At 72.1% G+C, this 17,154-nt stretch carries 20 protein-coding genes and 1 pseudogene; 4 read left to right on the forward strand and 17 right to left on the reverse strand.

From position 1 onward, the window contains the following. Positions 1-89 precede the first annotated feature (89 nt). From BM339_RS15470 to BM339_RS15480, 3 genes are all read right to left on the reverse strand, one after another. Entirely contained in the window at positions 90-1,373 is a 1,284-nt protein-coding gene (locus BM339_RS15470; protein WP_024935839.1) for an RNA polymerase sigma factor, read from the reverse strand. Beyond that, positions 1,373-1,792 carry a YciI family protein gene (locus BM339_RS15475; RefSeq protein WP_021595261.1) on the reverse strand — a complete coding sequence of 140 codons (420 nt, stop codon included), beginning with the start codon at positions 1,790-1,792 and terminating at the stop codon, positions 1,373-1,375. Before BM339_RS15475 ends, BM339_RS15470 begins: the two co-directional genes overlap by 1 nt. 136 nt (positions 1,793-1,928) lie before the next feature. Beyond that, entirely contained in the window at positions 1,929-2,330 is a 402-nt protein-coding gene (locus BM339_RS15480) for a YybH family protein (protein WP_235206477.1), read from the reverse strand. Between the two features lie 25 nt (positions 2,331-2,355). On the opposite strand from BM339_RS15480, the gene BM339_RS15485 reads away from it, so the two are divergent. After that, on the forward strand, positions 2,356-2,724 hold the full coding sequence (locus BM339_RS15485) for a winged helix-turn-helix transcriptional regulator (protein ID WP_024935838.1): 369 nt from the start codon (positions 2,356-2,358) through the stop codon (positions 2,722-2,724). 5 nt (positions 2,725-2,729) lie between these two features. Here BM339_RS15485 and BM339_RS15490 read toward each other — a convergent pair whose 3' ends face one another. After that, positions 2,730-3,470, reverse strand: a complete 741-nt coding sequence (locus BM339_RS15490) for a tRNA(His) guanylyltransferase Thg1 family protein (protein WP_075021250.1) — start codon at positions 3,468-3,470, stop codon at positions 2,730-2,732. 85 nt (positions 3,471-3,555) lie between these two features. After that, positions 3,556-4,563 carry a nitronate monooxygenase gene (locus tag BM339_RS15495; RefSeq protein WP_075021251.1) on the reverse strand — a complete coding sequence of 336 codons (1,008 nt, stop codon included), beginning with the start codon at positions 4,561-4,563 and terminating at the stop codon, positions 3,556-3,558. 63 nt (positions 4,564-4,626) lie between these two features. Between BM339_RS15495 and BM339_RS15500 the strand changes: the two genes are divergently transcribed. Continuing rightward, entirely contained in the window at positions 4,627-5,535 is a 909-nt protein-coding gene (locus BM339_RS15500) for a 2-hydroxyacid dehydrogenase (RefSeq protein WP_075021252.1), read from the forward strand. Here the strand turns inward: BM339_RS15500 and BM339_RS52455 are convergent. The 5 genes and pseudogenes from BM339_RS52455 to BM339_RS15525 form a co-directional block, all read right to left on the reverse strand. Beyond that, positions 5,532-6,059, reverse strand: coding sequence for a zinc-binding dehydrogenase (locus BM339_RS52455; RefSeq protein WP_075021253.1), 528 nt, complete (start codon positions 6,057-6,059; stop codon positions 5,532-5,534). The genes BM339_RS15500 and BM339_RS52455 overlap by 4 nt on opposite strands. Beyond that, positions 6,053-6,211, reverse strand: a pseudogene (locus BM339_RS52460) (alcohol dehydrogenase catalytic domain-containing protein); the annotation flags it as partial. The pseudogene BM339_RS52460 and the gene BM339_RS52455, both read right to left, overlap by 7 nt. 124 nt (positions 6,212-6,335) lie before the next feature. Continuing rightward, the gene (locus BM339_RS15515) at positions 6,336-7,586 is read right to left on the reverse strand and encodes a cytochrome P450 (protein WP_075021254.1); all 1,251 of its coding nucleotides are present in this window, start codon (positions 7,584-7,586) and stop codon (positions 6,336-6,338) included. Positions 7,587-7,667: 81 nt separating this feature from the next. Beyond that, complete coding sequence (locus tag BM339_RS15520) at positions 7,668-8,450, reverse strand: crotonase/enoyl-CoA hydratase family protein (RefSeq protein ID WP_256255356.1); 783 nt, start codon at positions 8,448-8,450, stop codon at positions 7,668-7,670. 9 nt (positions 8,451-8,459) lie between these two features. Beyond that, on the reverse strand, positions 8,460-10,220 hold the full coding sequence (locus tag BM339_RS15525; RefSeq protein ID WP_075021256.1) for an acyl-CoA dehydrogenase family protein: 1,761 nt from the start codon (positions 10,218-10,220) through the stop codon (positions 8,460-8,462). A gap of 86 nt (positions 10,221-10,306) precedes the next feature. Here BM339_RS15525 and BM339_RS15530 point away from each other — a divergent pair, with 86 nt between their 5' ends. After that, complete coding sequence (locus tag BM339_RS15530) at positions 10,307-11,038, forward strand: hypothetical protein (RefSeq protein ID WP_021595272.1); 732 nt, start codon at positions 10,307-10,309, stop codon at positions 11,036-11,038. An 11-nt stretch (positions 11,039-11,049) separates the two neighbouring features. Here BM339_RS15530 and BM339_RS15535 read toward each other — a convergent pair whose 3' ends face one another. Then, complete coding sequence (locus BM339_RS15535) at positions 11,050-11,661, reverse strand: TetR/AcrR family transcriptional regulator (RefSeq protein WP_075021257.1); 612 nt, start codon at positions 11,659-11,661, stop codon at positions 11,050-11,052. Between the two features lie 72 nt (positions 11,662-11,733). On the opposite strand from BM339_RS15535, the gene BM339_RS15540 reads away from it, so the two are divergent. Beyond that, positions 11,734-12,024: a hypothetical protein gene (locus BM339_RS15540; RefSeq protein ID WP_075021258.1), complete on the forward strand. Its 291-nt coding sequence runs from the start codon at positions 11,734-11,736 to the stop codon at positions 12,022-12,024. A gap of 4 nt (positions 12,025-12,028) precedes the next feature. On the opposite strand, the gene BM339_RS15545 is transcribed toward BM339_RS15540, so the two are convergent. The 6 genes from BM339_RS15545 to BM339_RS15565 all read right to left on the reverse strand — a co-directional run bounded on the left by BM339_RS15545 (position 12,029) and on the right by BM339_RS15565 (position 17,147). Next, positions 12,029-12,451: an acyl-CoA thioesterase gene (locus BM339_RS15545; RefSeq protein WP_075021259.1), complete on the reverse strand. Its 423-nt coding sequence runs from the start codon at positions 12,449-12,451 to the stop codon at positions 12,029-12,031. Positions 12,452-12,573: 122 nt separating this feature from the next. Further along, positions 12,574-13,176, reverse strand: a complete 603-nt coding sequence (locus BM339_RS15550; protein WP_021595276.1) for a superoxide dismutase — start codon at positions 13,174-13,176, stop codon at positions 12,574-12,576. 95 nt (positions 13,177-13,271) lie between these two features. Then, positions 13,272-13,424: a hypothetical protein gene (locus tag BM339_RS49845; RefSeq protein WP_021595277.1), complete on the reverse strand. Its 153-nt coding sequence runs from the start codon at positions 13,422-13,424 to the stop codon at positions 13,272-13,274. Between the two features lie 89 nt (positions 13,425-13,513). After that, positions 13,514-13,810, reverse strand: a complete 297-nt coding sequence (locus tag BM339_RS15555) for a hypothetical protein (RefSeq protein WP_143118430.1) — start codon at positions 13,808-13,810, stop codon at positions 13,514-13,516. A 59-nt stretch (positions 13,811-13,869) separates the two neighbouring features. Further along, on the reverse strand, positions 13,870-14,880 hold the full coding sequence (locus tag BM339_RS15560; protein ID WP_235206476.1) for a ribonucleotide-diphosphate reductase subunit beta: 1,011 nt from the start codon (positions 14,878-14,880) through the stop codon (positions 13,870-13,872). Beyond that, positions 14,877-17,147 carry a ribonucleoside-diphosphate reductase subunit alpha gene (locus BM339_RS15565; RefSeq protein ID WP_256255357.1) on the reverse strand — a complete coding sequence of 757 codons (2,271 nt, stop codon included), beginning with the start codon at positions 17,145-17,147 and terminating at the stop codon, positions 14,877-14,879. Before BM339_RS15565 ends, BM339_RS15560 begins: the two co-directional genes overlap by 4 nt. Positions 17,148-17,154: the final 7 nt, after the last annotated feature.

The raw sequence follows: 17,154 nt of genomic DNA on the forward strand, positions 1-17,154 counted from the left end.
CCACGAACGACCAGAACTCATCGCCACCATCGCCTGTTCCCGCTGGTCACAAGATTGTTTTTGGTTCAAGGACCCCTGGCGTTCGCCGTTCAGCCGAGGGCGGCGAGCTTGCGGCGCAGGACCGTGCGCTCGCGGTCGTTGGCGCACAGGTCGATGGCGCGCCGCAGTTCGGTGCGCGCCTCGTCCGTGCGGCCGAGGCGGGTGAGGAGTTCGCCGCGGACGCCGGGCAGCAGGTGCGAGTTCGGCAGCGCCTCGGCGGTGACCAGGGCGTCCACGATGGGGAGGGCCGCGGCCGGTCCGTGGGCCATCGAGACCGCGACCGCCCGGTTCAGGTCGACCACGGGCGAGGGCGCCAGGCGGCCGAGCGCCTCGTAGATGAGGACGATCCGCTCCCAGTCCGTCGCGTCGACGGACGCGGCGACGGCGTGGCATTCGGCGATCGCCGCCTGGAGGCCGTAGGCGCCGAGGCCGCGGCCGGCCTTCTCCGCGCGGGCGAGGGCGGCCCGCCCGCGGCGGATCGCGGACCGGTCCCAGCGGCTCCGGTCCTGGTGCTCCAGCAGGACCGGCTCGCCGTCCGGGCCGGTGCGGGCGGGGAAGCGCGCCGCGGTGAGTTCGAGCAGCGCCAGCAGGCCGTGCGCCTCGGGCACGTCCGGCATGAGCCGGCTCAGCACCCGGGCGAGCCGCTGCGCCTCGCCGGCGAGGCCGAAGCGGATCAGGTCGCCGCCGGAGCTCGCCGACGAGCCCTCCGTGAAGATCACGTAGATCACGTTGAGGACCGAGCCGAGGCGGCCGGCCCGGTCCTCGGGCGGCGGCACCTCGAACGGCACCCGGGCCGCGCCGAGGGTCTTCTTCGCCCGGGTGATGCGGGCCTGCACGGTGGCGGTCGGGACGAGGAACGCCTTGGCGATCTCGTCGCTGGTGAGGCCGCCGACGACCCGCAGCGTGAGCGCCACCCGCGCCTCCCGCGACAGGACGGGGTGGCAGGAGACGAACATCAGCGCGAGCACGTCGTCGTCGATCCGGTCGGGGTCCCACAGCACGTCGCTCTCCCGGGAGGGGTCGGCGGGCGCGGGGCCCGCGGCGGTCCCGCCCTCGCCCAGCTCGTGGGCGAGGGCGGCGTACCGCTCGTCGCGGGCCGCGCGGCGGCGGAAGGCGTCGATCGCGCGCCGCCGGCCGACGGTGAGCAGCCAGCCGGCCGGGTTGCGGGGGACGCCGTCGCGCGGCCAGGTCACCAGCGCCTCGGCCAGCGCCTCCTGGGCGAGGTCCTCGGCCAGCGCGAAGTCGCCGGTGTAGCGCGCGAGCGCGCCGACGATCCGCGCCGACTCGATCCGCCAGACGGCGGCGACGGCCTCGCGTCCGGTGGGGTCGCCCATCAGAGCTGGCCGGTCGCCTCGCGCCACGCCCGCTCCTTCTTGATCCACTCGTTGTCCTGCGGGAGCTCGTCGATCGTGGTGACCCGGCGGATCTCGGTCTTGAAGCCCGGCCCGGTGAGCGGTTGGCGCTTCGCCCACTCGACCGCCTCCTCCTTCGAGGCCACGTCGAGGATGTAGAACCCGCCGAACAGCTCCTTGGTCTCGCCGTACGGGCCGTCGGTGACCACGGGCGGCTCGGCGGAGTAGTCGACGACCACGCCCTCCTCGGCGTCGTCGAGGCCCTCGGCGGCGAGCAGCACGCCGGCCTGGATCAGCTCCTGGTTGTACCTCCCGACCGTCGCGATCATCTCGTTGAAGTCGATCTCGCCCATCCCGGCGAAGGCCTCGTCGGTGGCGCGCATGATCAGCATGTACTTCACGGTTCCGTCTCCCTTGATCGTCGGGCCATCTTCCGGACCCTCTCACCCCTGGGTCGAACGGGAGGCGCCGCGGATCAACACGACCGCCCAACTTTTTCCAGGAAATTTCCGGACGGCCGCGTCGCACCCCCGCCGACTAGGCCGCGGCCGTCCCGAAAGGGTCGTCGACGACGTAGCGCCAGCGGCCGTCCGGTCCCCGCCGGGCGACGTCGGCGGCGGTGCCCTCGATACGGACGGGACGCCCGTCCGCCGTCCCTTCGATCACCCAGTCGACGATCAGCAGGGCCAGGTCGTCCACGGCGTACACGTGCCGCGGGCGGACCTCGATCGGCAGTCCGAGGGCCATGAACCGCGCGTTGGCGGCGTGGGCGTTCGTGCCCGTCAGCGCGGTACCCGGTTCCGGGACGAACACGGCCCCTTCCTCGTACACCTCCGCGACCGCCTCCGGATCGCCGCTGTTGAAGCGTTCGGCGAACACGAAGGGGAGGTCCTCGGGGCGGTCGGCCAGTGAGCGCATCGCCTTCCTTCCGGTAGACATGACCGGGACGTTAGGAGGCGCCCTCGTGACTCACCAAACGGTTGGCCTACCGGGACTGCCGGACGATCCGCGGGCGGACGCCGCCGAACCGGTGCCGTCCTGCCCGGTGGAGATCACGCTCGACGCGCTACGCGGGCGCTGGACGACGCTGGTCGTCCGCGAGCTGCTGCGCGCGGACCGCTCGTTCAGCGACCTGCGGCAGGCGCTGCCGGCTCTTTCGGACAAGGTGCTGGCCGACCGCCTGGCCCATCTTCTCCAGGCGGGCGTGCTCGAACGGCGCAGGCAGCCGGGCTGGCCGCCCCGGACCCGATACACGCTGACTCCGCGGGGCCGGCGTCTGGGCCCGGTGCTCCAGGCCCTCTGGGACTGGGGCGCCGAAGCGCAGGCCGGGTAGGGCGGTCATTCCAGGATGGTGCGGGCGAGGTCCCGGTAGGCGTCCTTCATGGGAAGGTCGCGCTCGACATGGACGCGGCGGCGGGTGGCGGTCACGTCCACGTTGCGGATCGGGTCGTGGCCCTGCTTCTCGTACGTCTCCCACCACAGCCCGACGCCGCGCCGCTGCCAGGCGGGGACCTCGTTGAAGTTGATGCCGCGCGCGAACAGCAGCTCGTTCTTGGCGGAGACCGACGTGCGGTCCAGCTCCCGGGTCGCCTGCCGCGGGGAGAGGCCCTCGTGGCGCAGGGTCCAGTAGCACCAGCCGTTGAGGGCGCAGCGGGCCGCGTCGTCCTGGCGCCAGGTGAGGTAGTCGACGACGTCGTCGAGGCCGGTGCCCATCCAGATGCGTCCGTCGAAGACGGCCGGCTCGCCGGCGGCATGGGTGAAGGCGGCCGTCGCGATGCCCGCCGACAGCGAGACGAGCTTCTCCACCTCGCGGCCGAACAGGTCGAAGGCCGGGTCGAGGACGACGGAGATCTCGTCGCTCTCGGTGTAGGCGTAGCGCCCGCCCAGCTCGGTGAGGAGAGCCGTCGCGGTCTCCTCCATCAGCGCGGAGAAGCGCGGGTCGAAGGGCTTTTCGAAGCGGGCCTCGGTGAAGCGCGAGAAGGAGCGGCCGTCCACGCGAACGATGGCCCAGGAGCCGGGGAGCAACGTCAGCGAGTGGAAGTACTCCCGGGCGCGCATCCGTTCTTCAAGCTCGTTCATCGGGAGTCTCCTCGGTCATGGCGGCGGAGGCGCTTGAGCGTGGCACAGAAGCCGGCGTCCGGCACGCGGTTTTCGGGGGTGCGGGTCATCGCGGTGCGAGGGCGGCGACGATCTCGGCGGCCGGGGCTTCGGTTGTTCCGCGGAACGACTCGCCTGCCCAGAGGTTGACGCCGTCGGGGTCGCCCTTGGCGGCGGACGCCTTGCGCAAGGAAGAGGTCAGGTAGTGGACGTCCGGGTACACGGCGGGGGCGTATGGGGAGTGCTCGCGGAGGAAGCGGTTGACGAGGCCGCGGGCGGGCCGTCCACTGAAAGCCCTGGTCATCACGGTCGCCGTGAAGCGGGGGTCGGCCAGGGCGGCCTTGTGGACGGCGCTCGCCCCGCTCTCCGGGCAGCGGACGAAGGCCGTCCCGAGCTGGGCGGCGGCGGCGCCCGACGCGAGGACCCCGGCGACGTCCGCGGCCGTGACGAGGCCGCCGGCGGCGATGAGGGGCTGCGCGGTGACCTCGCGGACCGACGCCAGCAGCGCGCGCAGCGGCAGCGGGTCGTCGAGGGTGTTGGTGAACGAGCCCCTGTGTCCCCCTGCCTCGGAGCCCTGGAGGCAGAGCGCGTCGGCGGCGGACGCCCGGCGGGCCTCGTCCGCCGAGGTCACGGTGACGATGACGACCGTGCCGCGGTCCTGGAACGCGCGGACGACGTCCGGCGACGGGCAGCCGAACGTGAAGCTGACGAAGGCGGGCGGATCGGACAGCAGGTCGGCGACCTTGGCGTCGTAGGCGTCGTCGCGGGCGGACGGGCCGCCCGGTGACACGCCGAGGCGGGCGGCCTCGGGCGCGAGGCGCTCGCGGTAGGCGGCGACCGCGGCCGGGTCGGCCTCGTCCAAGGACGGCATGAAGAGGTTCATCCCGAACGGGCGGGAGGTCAGCCTCCGCGTCGCGGCGATGTCGGCGCGCATGGCCTCGGGCGTCTTGTAGCCGGCGGCGAGGAAGCCGAGGCCGCCCGCATCCGACACGGCGGCGGCGAGTTCCGGCGTCGACGGCCCGCCCGCCATCGGCGCCTGCACGATCGGCACGTCCGTCCACATGATCGGCACCATAGTCTCCGGGAACACCGGGCTCGCGTGCCAGGGTTCCATGGACGGACGAAAGGGGTCATCAGGATGCGGGGGCTGCTGCACTACGACATGGATCACGAGGAGCCCGGCCTCGACATCGTGTCCTGTTCGGAGCAGGACGAGGCGCGCTTCGCGGAGCTGCTGCCGGACACCGAGGTCATCTGGCATGTGCTGCGCCCGCTCACGGCCGCCGACATGGACCGGGCGCCGAAGCTGAAGCTGATCCAGAAGCTCGGCACCGGCGTCAACACGATCGACCTCGACGCCGCGCGGGAGCGCGGGATCGCGGTCGCGAACATGCCCGGCCGGAACGCGCAGGCCGTGGCGGAGACGTCGCTGCTGCTGATGCTGGCGGCGCTGCGGCGGGTCGTCGCGTTCGACGCGCGGACGCGGCGCGGCGAGGGCTGGCCCGCCGACCGGTCCCTGGTGGGCGGCGAGCTGGCCGGGCGGACGGTCGGCCTCCTCGGCGGCGGCGAGATCGCGACGCTGCTGCGCGGCATGCTGGAGACCGTCGGGGCGGAGGTCGTCTACACGTCGAGGACGCCGCGTCCCGACGACCCTGCCTGGCGCGAGCTGGACGGGCTGCTGCGCGCGAGCGACGTCGTGTCCGTGCACATCCCGCTCACGGACGAGACCCACCATCTCCTGGACGCCGAACGGCTCGCGCTGCTGCCGGAGGGCGCGATCGTGGTGAACACGGCGCGGGGCGCGGTGATCGACGAGCCGGCGCTGGTGGCGGCGCTGGAGTCGGGGCGTCTCGGCGGTGCCGGGCTGGACGTCTTCGAGAAGGAGCCGGTCGACGCCGGGAACCCGCTGCTCGCCCTCGACAACGTCGTCGTCATGCCGCACGTGGCGTGGCTGACCGGCGAGACGTGGGACCGGTACTTCACGGTCGCCGCGGAGAACTGCCGCCGCCTCGCGCGAGGCGACGACATCCTCCACCGCGTGGTCTAGGGGATCAGGACGGGCTTGACGACCTTGCCGGACGTCGCGTCCGCCTCCGCCCGGTTGATCTGGTCGAGCGGGCAGGACGTGACGAGCCGGTCGAACGGGAACCGGTCCTGCCGCCACAGCTCGATCATCTTCGGGATGAAGGTGTGCGGGACGGCGTCGCCCTCGATGATGCCCTTCACCGTCCGGCCCATGAGCAGGAGGTTCGCGTCCAGCCGGTACTCGGTGGCGCCGACGCCGACGAGGCCGCAGACGCCGGAGGTGCGCAGCGACGCGACCGCCGCCGAGACGACCTCGGGCACGGCGGTGGTGTCGAAGGAGTACCGCACGCCCTCGCCGCCGGAGATCGCCCGGATCTGCCCGGCGATGTCGTCGTCCGCCCGTTGAGGACGTGGGTGGCGCCCAGCTCGCCGTCCGGCCCGGTGGCGCGGGGCGTCCCGTCCAGCGGCATCGCGAGCATGTTGAGCGCGGTCATCTGCGGGCAGGCGCCGGGAAGCGCGGCGCGGCAGGTGTCGCACGTCCCGCACGAGTCGAACGACATGACCACGTGGTCGCCCTCGGCGACGCCGGTGACGCCCGGCCCGACCGCCTCGACCGTGCCGGAGCCCTCGTGGCCGAGGACGACCGGCTTGGCGACCAGGTCCCCCGGGACGCGGCCCAGCATGTCGGTGTGGCACATCCCGGCCCCCGCGATCTTCACGAGGATCTCGCCGGGACCCGGGGCCGCCAGGTCGAGCGGCTCGATCGTGTAAGGGGCGTCCGCGGCGCGGAGCACCGCCGCGTCGATCTGCACCGGGGCTCCTTCAGGCGATGGAGTAGCGGACGGGAAGGCGCTTGAGGCCGCCGACGAACGTGGTGGCGATGCTCTCCGGCGTCCCGGCCGGCTCGATCGAGTTCAGCCGGGGCAGCAGCTCCTCGAAGAAGGCGCGGACCTCGATCCGGGCCAGCGCGGCGCCCAGGCAGTAGTGGACGCCGAACCCGAACGCCAGGTGCTTGTTCGGGTCGCGCCCGACGTCGAAGCGGAACGGGTCGTCGAAGACGTCCTCGTCCCTGTTCGCGGACGGGTAGGAGAGCAGCACCGCGTCGCCTTTCCGGATCGTGGTGCCGCGCAGCTCGTAGTCCTCGCCCGCGGTGCGCATGAACTCCTTGACCGGCGTGACCCAGCGGATCATCTCGTCCACGGCCAGCGGCAGCAGCTCGGGCTTCTCGCGGAGCTGGTCGAGCTGGTCGGGGTGCTCGATCAGGGCGTGCAGGCCGCCGGCGATCGTCGCGCTGGTCGTGTCGTGCCCGGCCGTCGCGATGATGACGTAGTAGGACGCGGTGTCGAAGTCGTTCAGCGGCTCGCCGTCGACGCGCGCGTTGGCGATGGCGGAGGCGAGGTCGTCGGTCGGGTTCTTGCGGCGCGCCTCGGTCAGCCCCTGGAAGTAGGCGAAGAAGTCGAGCAGGACCTGCAGTTTCTCCTCGTTGGTCGTCCCGCGCTGCAACTCGTCGTCATCGCCGCCGAAGAGCTCCTGGGTCAGCTTCAGCATGCGGTCGAAGTCGCTCTCGGGCAGGCCGAGCAGCGACAGGATCACGTACAGCGGGAAGTGGACGGCGATCTCCCGCGCGAAGTCGCACTCGCCGCCGAGGTCGACCATCCGGTCGACGTACCGTTTCGCCAGCTCGCGGACGCGCGGCTCCAGGGCCCGCATCGCGCGCGGCCGGAACCAGTCCGCGCCGATCGCCCGGATGACCCGGTGGTCGGGGTCGTCCATGTGGATGAGCGTGCGCAGCGCGATGCCCTGCTCGACCCGTTCCCGGTTCATCGCGTCGAACTCGGCGGTGCCGAGGATCGGGCGGGGCTCGTTGAGGAAGACCTGGTGGTTGCGCTCGATCTCCAGGACGTCCTCGTGCCGGGTGATCGCCCAGAAGGGGTTGTAGTCGGGCGTGGCGTCGACCCAGTGCACGGGGGACTCGCGGCGGAGCAGCGCCAGCGCGTCATGGAACCGCCGGTCGTCGGCGTGGGCCTTCGGATCGGCGAGCGCCCGGCCCGCCTCGTCCACCGTCAGCGTCATTTCTCGCTCCCTCGGTCTCGGGCGGCCCGCCCATGGGAAAGCTACGGTCCCGATAGTTGTACGGTCAATGACCGACGCCGATCAGATGTCGGCGAAGTCGCCGTGCCGCCCGTGACCGCCCGCGAACCGGGCGGCGCCGCGCAGGGCGTCCTCCAGCGACCCGGTCCCGTGCCGGTGCTCGACGGCGATCGCCTCGTCCTCCGGGAGGCCCTCGGCCTCCAGGACCGAGGCGCGGTCGTTGCGCAGGCACGCCTGCGGGAACCGCGCCAGCTCGGCCGCGAGGGCCTCGGCCGCCTCCCGCGCCTCCCCCGGCGGGACGAGCCGGTTCGCCAGGCCGATCTCGAACGCCTCCCGCGCGGGCACCGGGCGTCCCGTGAGGATCAGGTCCATCGCGCGGCTCGTGCCGATGAGGCGGGGAAGCCGGAACGTGCCGCCGTCGACGAGCGGGACGCCCCAGCGGCGGCAGTACACCCCGAAGGTGGCCGTCTCCTCCACGACGCGCAGATCGCACCAGAGCGCCAGCTCCAGCCCGCCCGCGACCGCGTGGCCGGCGACCGCCGCGATGACCGGTTTCGACAGGCGCATCCGGGTGCAGCCGAGCGGGCCGTCCGCCGGGGGCGGGTCGACGCGCGGGCTGCGCTCGGTGCCGATGGACGTCAGGTCGGCGCCGGAGCAGAACGTCCCGCCCTCGCCCCACAGGACGGCGACGCTCGCGCCCTCGTCGGCGTCGAACGCGCGGAAGGCGGCGGCGAGCTCGCGCGCCGCCGGCCCGTCCACGGCGTTCCGGGTCTCGGGACGGGACATCACGACCGTCGTGACCGGGCCGTCCCGCTCGATCCGCACCCGCTCGATCCGTGCCGCCAACAGGACCTCCTAGACGCCGATGAACGCGCCGTCCGCCAGGTCCTTGAAGCGGTCGAGGTCCTCCGCGGGAGCGTCGATCGCGCGCAGCGGGCCGGCGTCGGCGAGATGGGTCCGAGCGTAGAGGCGTGCGACCAGCGCCTTGCGGTCTTCCCCCGAATCGGCGCGTTCCCAGCCCGCCTGCTCAAGCAGCAGCGCCGCCGCGTACACGTCCGCCATGTACTGAGCGAGGGGGTAGAGGCGTGCCTCGGCGACGGTCCTGTCGAGCCCGCGCCACCTTTCTATGGCCTCCCTGAGATGCCCGATGCGCTCGCTCACCAGTCCGGCCGTGGCGTCGTCACCGGCCGGTGCCTGCTGGACGGCGCTCGTGAGCCTTTCGAGGAACGGCTCGTGCGCGTCCTGCCGTTCGATGGCGCGGCGGACGTCCAGGCACAGGATGTTGTCGCCGCCCTCCCAGATCGGGTTGACCTGCGCGTCTCTGAGGATTCGCGCGACCGGCCACTGCTCGATGTAGCCGTTCCCGCCGTGGATCTCGATGGCGTCGCCGGCGGCCGTCACCCCCAGCCTGGCGGCCCTCAGCTTGATGAGCGCCGCCCCCATCCTGAGCCGCGGCCGTCCCAGGTATCCGTCGAAGACGAGGGCCTGGACGGCCTCCGTCTCCACGATCAGCTCGGCGAGCTTCCTCCGCATGAGCGGCTGCTCGATGAGGGAGGCGCCGAACGCCTCCCTGGCCCGCGTGTAGCAGAGCGACTCGACGAGGGCCCTCCGCGCGCAGCCGAGCCCCATCATCGAGATGCCGAGCCGGGCGCCGTTCGTCAGCTCCATCATGCGGGCGAGGCCCTTGCCGTCCCCGCCCTCGCCGGCGCTCGACGCCGGGGCCAGCAGGAACGCCTCCGCGTCCGTGAACTCGATCTCCGCCGACGCGACCGACCGCGTGCCCAGCTTGTCCTTGAGCCGCCGGATCCGGACGCCGTTGCGCGCCCCGTCCCGCCGTTCCCTGAGCACGAGGAAGGGCGCGATTCCCCGCACCCCGTCCACGGCCCCTTCCGGCTTGGCCAGCACCACGAACGCCGAGCCGTTGGCGTTGGACGCGAACCACTTGAACCCGTTGAGGCGCCAGGCGTCCCCCTCCCGGGAGGCCGTCGACTCAAGGGCGCCCAGGTCCGAGCCTCCAGAGCGCTCGGTGAGCATCTGGGCGGCCTCTCCCGACATCTCCCCGGCCGCGAACAGCTCCCGCACCCGCGCCTTGACGTCCTCGGGCGCGAACAGCTCCGCCAGCCCGACGACCATGTCGCCGCCCGTGCCGAGCGCGCACGCCATGCCGATGTCGGCCTGGTCCAGCAGGTAGCTCCAGGCCACGCCCATCGGCGCGGGATCGACCCCCTCGCGCCTGGCCTCCGCGACGAAGCCGGGCCGGGTGAACGACGTCGCCACGATCTCCCGCCGCGCCGCCTCGAACGACGGCGGCATGACGACCTCGCTGACGTCCCGTCCCCACCGGTCGTACTTCTCCAGGCGCGGCGGGTTCCGGTCGGTCTCCTCGGCCCACGCGGCGACCGGCCCGCCCATCAGCGCGCCCATCTCCCTGAGCCGCGGCTCCGCCCAGCCGAAGCCGTCCCCCAGATGGCGCCGCATGAGGAACCGCAGCGTGGGGTCGCAGTCGTACCAGTTGAGGCCCGCGGCGCCCTGGTACCGCTCCGTCGCGTACCGGCGCGCCTTCTCGGCGCTCCCGAACGGCAGCCTGTCGAACGACTCGGTCAGGTAGGAGGTCATGCCCTCGACATTACACTTCTCTGTCACCCGAAGGAAGATCGTAATCCCGCAGCCGGGCGGGCGGGCCGATAGGCTCGGCACCAGACATGGACAGCCTGGAGATTCGCCCGCTCACCGCCCGGTCCGTCGTCCTGAGCACGCTGCTCGGCGTCCACCCGCCCCGGCTCCCCGCCCGGTACCTCGTCCGCGTCGGCGAGCTGTTCGGCATCGCGGAGGGGACGATCCGGGTCGCGCTCTCCCGGATGGTCACCGCGGGCGACCTCGTCCAGTCCGGCGGCACCTACGCCCTCACCGAGCGGCTCCTCGAACGCCAGGCCCGCCAGGACGAGGCCCGCCTCCCCCCGACCCGGCCCTGGGACGGCACCTGGGAGATCGCCGTCATCACCGCCGAGCGCCGTCCCGCCGCCGACCGCGCCGCGCTCCGCCAGGCCATGTCGACGCTGCGGCTCGCCGAGCTCCGCGAGGGCACCTGGCTGCGCCCGGCCAACCTGACCCGGCCGCGGCCCGGCCCGGTCGTCCGCCAGTGCACCTTCCTGGTGGGCCGTCCCGAAGAGGACCCGGCGACCCTGGCCGCCGCCCTCTGGGACCTGGACGCCTGGACGGCCAAGGCCGGCGCCCTCCGCACGGCCCTCGCCGGCGCGACCACGATCGCCGCGCGCTTCACCCACGCCGCCGCCGTCCTGCGCCACCTCCTGAACGACCCGCTGCTCCCGCCGGCCCTCCTGCCGGCGGGCTGGCCCGGCCCCGAACTCCGCGCGCAGTACGAGGCGTTCGAAACGGACTTCGAGCAGCTCCTCACCACCCACGTCCTCACATAGCGCTCGACCTGTCAGGAGAGGAGAGTGCGTTCGGCGGTCTCGATGAGGAGCCGGGCGACGTCTTCGGGGGGCCGGGAGCGGGCGGTGTGGAGGTGGTCGAAGCCGTCGAAGCTCGTCAGGAGGCAGAGGACGTCGGTGGCTTCGGCGGGGGTGACGTCGGGGCGCAGGGCGTTCGCGGCGGACAGGCGCTCGGCCGTCTGGGCCATGCCCCGGGCGCGGCGGGCCTCCAAGCGCTGGACGGCGCCGCCGACCGCCGCGGCGTCCAGCATCGCCATCGAGTGCAGGGCGCGCAGAACGTCGCGGTGGGTCGCGTACATGGCGACGACGCCGCGGATGCCGCCACGGAGGGCTTCGCGGGCGTCGGGATGCGCGGACGCGCGGAGCATGTCCTGGAAGCCGCCGCGGTCGAGGAGGTCGGCGCCGACCTCCTCGAAGAGACCGGCGCGCGAGCCGAAGACCTGGTAGACGGTCGGCCGCGCCACGCGGGCGAGGCGTGCGATCCGGTCGATGCTGACGGGCTCCGACGGGGCCTCGCGCAGGCGCGCGTAGACGGCGTCCAGGATGCGCCGGCGGGTCTCCTGGGCGGCCTCCGCGCGGAGGCGCTGCTCGTACTTGCGCACCATGCCGCCAGGATACCTAATTGAGTTGACAGTTCGTCTTTCGAAATACAGGCTGTTGCATGAAAGGAGGCCGTGATGCACGTGATGATCCGGAGCAAGGTCGGGGCCGAGCATGTGGAGCGCAGCCTGGAACTGCTGCGCGAGGTCTACGCGGAGCTGGACCGGGTGCGGCCGGAGAGGCTGCGGTACGCGTCCTACCAGCTCGACGACAAGGTCACGTTCGTGGCGTTCGCGGAGATGGACGGGCCCGAGGTACTGCGCCCGCTGGAGGCCTTCCAGCGCTACCGCGCGGCCCTGGACGAGTTCTGCGAGGACCCGCCGGAGCTGACCATGCTGGACGAGGTGGGCTCGTACGGCTTCCGATGACCGGTCAGGCGCCCGGCGCCAGGATCTTCTCCATCTCGGCGCGGAGGTTTCCGGTGATCTCGGCCGGGCGGCGGGTGTGCCGGTCGACGAAGACGTGCACGAAGTGCCCCTCGGCGACGGGCGCGCCGTCCGAGTCGCGGAACATGCCGACCTCCCAGCGCACGCTGGAGCGGCCGAGCCTCCCGACGCGGAGCCCGACCCGGATCGCGTCCGGGAACGAGACCTCGGCCTTGTACTCGCAGTGCGACTCGACGCAGAGCCCGATGGCCCCGGAGGTCGCCGGGTCGAAGCCGGCGGTCCGGATCATCCACGCGTTGATGACGGTGTCCATCAGCGAGTAGTGGACGACGTTGTTGACGTGCCCGTAGACGTCGTTGTCCTTCCACCGCGTCGGGACGGTCTCCCAGTGCAGGTACTCGCCGGTCATGGGCAGCAGACTAGGGGCGTCCGGAGAAGCGGCGTTCACCAGGCCGCGAGGAAAGGTTCTGAGCACGATCCCGGCCAGGTGAACGCCGCCCCCGAGCGGCGCCCGCGAGGACGCCGCCGTTCTCAGGACGCGCGGGCCGCGTCGAATCGCGCGGTCACGTCCGTCCAGTTCACAAGGGACCAGAGCTTCTCGACGTAGTCGGGACGCACGTTGCGGTACTGCAGGTAATAGGCGTGCTCCCAGGCGTCGAAGACCAGCAGCGGTGCCGTGTTCATGCCGACGTTGCCGTGGTGGTCGTAGACCTGCTCGACGATCAGCCGCCTGCCCAGGGGCTCCCACGCGAGGACGCCCCACCCGGACCCCTGCACCGTGGACGTCGCCGCCGTGAGCTGCCGCTGGAACGCCTCGAACGTCCCGAAGTGCTCGTTGATGGCCGCCGCGAGCTCCCCGCCGGGACGGTCGCCGCCGTCCGGCGACAGGTTGTCCCAGAAGATCGAGTGCAGGACGTGCCCGGACAGGTTGAACGCGAACGTCTTCTCCAGGCCGACCAGCCCGCCGAACCGCTCCTTGTCGCGCGCCTCGGCGAGCCTCTCCAGCGTGTCGTTGGCGCCCTTCACGTAGGCGGCATGGTGCTTGGAGTGGTGCAGCTCCAGAATCTCACCGGTGATCGCCGGCTCCAGGGCGGCGTAGTCGTACGGCAGGTCGGGCAGCGTGTACTCAGCCATGCCGCCACTATTGCAAATAAGTTGCAGTTACGTCCAGCAAGCAACAAGCGCGCGCTGGACGGCCCGTCCCGGTGTGGGGCGGGCCGTCGTGCGCGTCAGTGCCGGCGGCCGCCGCGTACGCGGGCCAGCAGCCCGCGCGCCTTGGCCTGGGTACGCGGGTCCCGGGCGAGCCGCTCCGCCCTCGCCCGCGCCTTCTGCCCTTGCGGGCTCCGCATGAACCGCTTGATCCGGTCGATGAGAGAAGCCATGTTCTTCCTCCTCGGCCTAGCCTTGACAGTTCAACGCGTGCCCACTTCGGAAAGTTCGGAACGTGCCGCGAGGAGACGTTTCCGAACGGTCAACGGCGGGGGCTTCCGCGGAGACGCGAGAGGAGGCTGCGGGCCTTCTCCTGGTTGCGGGGGTCGTTGATGAACCGCTCCGCCCGCGCCCGAGCCTTCTGTGCCTGCGGACTTCGGGCCAGCTGCTCCGCCTTCGCCCGCGCCTTCTGGCCCTGCGGGCCGTGGGCGAACTGCTCCGCCTTGGCCCGCGCCTTCTGTGCCTGCGGGCTGTGCGCGACCTGCTCCGCCTTCGCGCGGGCCTTCTGCCCCTGCGGGCCCCGGACGAACTTCATGATCCGGTCTATGACTGAAGCCACGTTCTCTCTCCTCCGCCTAGCGTCTCCCAGTTCAACGCGCGTCCCGGCAGGGAAGTTCGTCAGAACGCCTCGTCGAGGGTCACACTGCCCTCCACCCCGATCTGGTAGGCCGAGACCCGGCGCTCGAAGAAGTTGGACAGCTCCTGGACGTCCTGCAACTCCATGAAGGCGAACGGGTTCGCGGTGCCGTAGCGGGGCGGGAGCCCGAGGCGGACGAGGCGCTGGTCGGCGACGTATTCGAGGTAGGCGCGCATGTCGCCGGCGCTCATCCCGGGCAGGCCGTCGCCGCAGAGGTCGCGGGCGAAGTCGAACTCCGCCTGGACGGCCTCCTCCAGCATCGTGGTGACCTGGGCCGTGAGGTCCGCGTCGAAGAGCTCGGGTTCCTCGGCCCGGACGGTGTCGACCACGGAGAACGCGAACTCCATGTGCATGGACTCGTCGCGGAAGACCCAGTTCGTCCCCGACGCGAGGCCGTTCAGCAGGCCCCGCGACCGCAGCCAGTACACGTAGGCGAAGGCGCCGTAGAAGAACAGCCCCTCGATGCAGGCCGCGAAGCAGATGAGGTTCAGCAGGAACGCCCGGCGGTCGTCGGCGGTGCGGAGTTCGTCCAGGGCGCCGAGCGAGTCGATCCAGCGGAAGCAGAACCGCGCCTTGGACCGGATGGACGGGATGTGCTCGATGGCCGCGAACGCCTTGGCCCGTTCGTCCTGGTCGGGCAGATAGGTGTCCAGCAGGGTCAGGTAGAACTGGACGTGGACGGCCTCCTCGAAGAGCTGCCGCGACAGGTAGAGCCGGGCCTCGGGCGCGTTGACGTGCTTGTAGAGGTTGAGCACGAGGTTGTTCGCCACGATCGAGTCGCCGGTGGCGAAGAACGCGACCAGCCGGTTGACCAGGTGCAGCTCGGCGGGCGTCAGGCGCGCCAGGTCGGCGAGGTCGGTCGCGAGGTCGACCTCCTCGACCGTCCACGTGTTGCGGATCGCGGCCCGGTACCGCTCGTAGAAGTCGGGGTAGCGCATGGGACGCAGGGTCAGGTCCATGCCCGGGTCCAGCAGCATCGCTCGCTCGTTCACTGGCACGCCTCGCACGTCTCCGGGTTCTCCAGGGAGCAGACGGCCGCGGCGACCGTCGTCTGCGCGATCCGCGTCGCCGGACGGGACCGCAGGTAGTAGGTGGTCTTGAGCCCGCTGCGCCACGCGTACGCGTACATCGAGGAGAGCTTGCCGATCGTCGGCGTCTCCATGAACAGGTTCAGCGAGTGCGCCTGGTCGATGTAGGGGGTGCGGCCGGCGGCCATGTCGATCAGGGCCTTCTGCGGCAGCTCCCAGGCCGTCCGGTAGAGGGCGCGCATCTCGTCCGGCAGGTCGAGCAGGCCCTGGACGGAGCCGTTCGCCTTCTTGATCGCCTCCCGTACGGCGGGCGTCCACAGCCCGAGCGACTTCAGGTCGTCCACCAGGTAGCGGTTGATCTGCAGGAACTCGCCGGAGAGGGTCTCGCGCTTGAACAGGTTGGACACCTGCGGCTCGATGCACTCGTAGCAGCCCGCGATGGACGCGATCGTGGCCGTCGGGGCGATCGCGATCAGCAGCGAGTTGCGGAGCCCCACGTCGGCGACGCGCGCGCGGAGCGCCTCCCAGGCGTCCGGACGGGACGGTGCCGCGTCCGGGAAATGGTCCGGGTGCAACTGGCCGCGGGCCGTCCGCGTCATGCCGTAGGCGGGCAGCGGTCCGTGCAGGGCGGCGAGGTCGGCGGACGCGTGGTAGGCGGCCAGCGCGATCTCCTCCGCGATCCGCGTGGACAGCTCGCGCGCCTCGGCCGAGTCGAACGGCAGGCGGAGCGTGAAGAACACGTCCGCCAGGCCCATCACGCCGAGGCCGACCGGCCGCCACTTGCGGTTGGCCTTCTCCGCCTCCGGCGTGGGGTAGAAGCCCCTGTCGATGGTGCGGTCCAGGAACCGGACGGCGGTGCGCACGGTCGAGCGGAGCCGCTCCCAGTCGATCCCGGACGCGTCCACGTGCGCGGCCAGGTTCACCGAGCCGAGGTTGCAGACGGCCGCCTCCCCGTCCGCGGTCACCTCCAGGATCTCCGTGCACAGGTTGGACAGGTGGACGGTCTGGCCGGGCTCGGCGGTCTGGTTGCAGGCGCGGTTGGCGGCGTCCTTGAACGTCATCCATCCGTTGCCCGTCTCGGCGAGCGTCCGCATCATCCGGCCGTACAGCTTGCGGGCCGGGATCTGCCGGACGAACCGCCCCTCCTTCTCCGCCGCCCGGTACGCCTCGTCGAACGCATCGCCCCAGAGGTCGGCCAGCTCGGGGACCTCCTTCGGGTCGAACAGCGACCACGTCGCGTCGGCCTCGACGCGGCGCATGAACTCGTCCGGGATCCAGTTGGCCAGGTTCAGGTTGTGGGTGCGGCGCGCGTCCTCGCCCGTGTTGTCGCGCAGCTCCAGGAACTCCTCGACGTCGGCGTGCCACGGCTCCAGGTAGACGCAGGCCGCGCCCTTGCGGCGGCCGCCCTGGTTGACGGCGGCGACGGACGCGTCGAGCGTGCGCAGCCACGGGACGATCCCGTTGGCGTACCCGTTCGTCCCGCGGATCAGAGAGCCGCGCGACCGCACCTTCGTCCACGAGACGCCGATGCCGCCCGCGTACTTGCTGAGCCGCGCGATCTGCCCGTACCGCTCGTAGATCGAATCCAGCTCGTCGCGCGGCGAGTCGAGCAGGAAGCAGGACGACAGCTGCGGGCGGCGGGCCGCGGAGTTGAACAGCGTCGGCGAGCTGGGCAGGTACGACAGCGTGCTGAGCAGCCCGTACAGCTCCGCGACCTCCTCGACGCTCTCGGACAGGCCGCAGGCGACCCGCAGGAAGAAGTGCTGCGGGCGCTCCAGCACGAGCCGCGACCGCGGATGCCGCAGCAGATACCGGTCGTAGAGCGTCCGGAGCCCGAAGTACTCGAACCGGTCATCGGCGGACTCGTCGACCAGGGCGTCGAGGTCGGACGCGTGGGCGGCGACGAACGCGGCCGGAGCCTCCGCCAGGAGGCCCTCCCGGTGCGCGGCGGCGACCGACTCGGCGAACGTCCGGACGCCCGCGGACGCGGCCTCGTCCCGGATCCGGCCGCCGAGGAGCCGGGCGGCGACCCTGGAGTATCCGGGTTCGGCGGGCACCAGGGCGGCGGCCTCGCCGATCGCCAGGTCCCGCAGCGCGCCCGCGTCGCCGTTGTCCCCGGCCCGGGCGGCGGCCGGCAGCCGCCCGGCGTCCACGCCGGGCACCCCGTCGCAGGCCGCCTCGACCTCGGCGACGATCCGCGCCGAAGGCGGCGCGGCCAGAGCCTGTGTCACGTGCATC

Origin of the sequence: Actinomadura madurae (assembly GCF_900115095.1) — a bacterium.
Taxonomy (GTDB): domain Bacteria; phylum Actinomycetota; class Actinomycetes; order Streptosporangiales; family Streptosporangiaceae; genus Spirillospora; species Spirillospora madurae.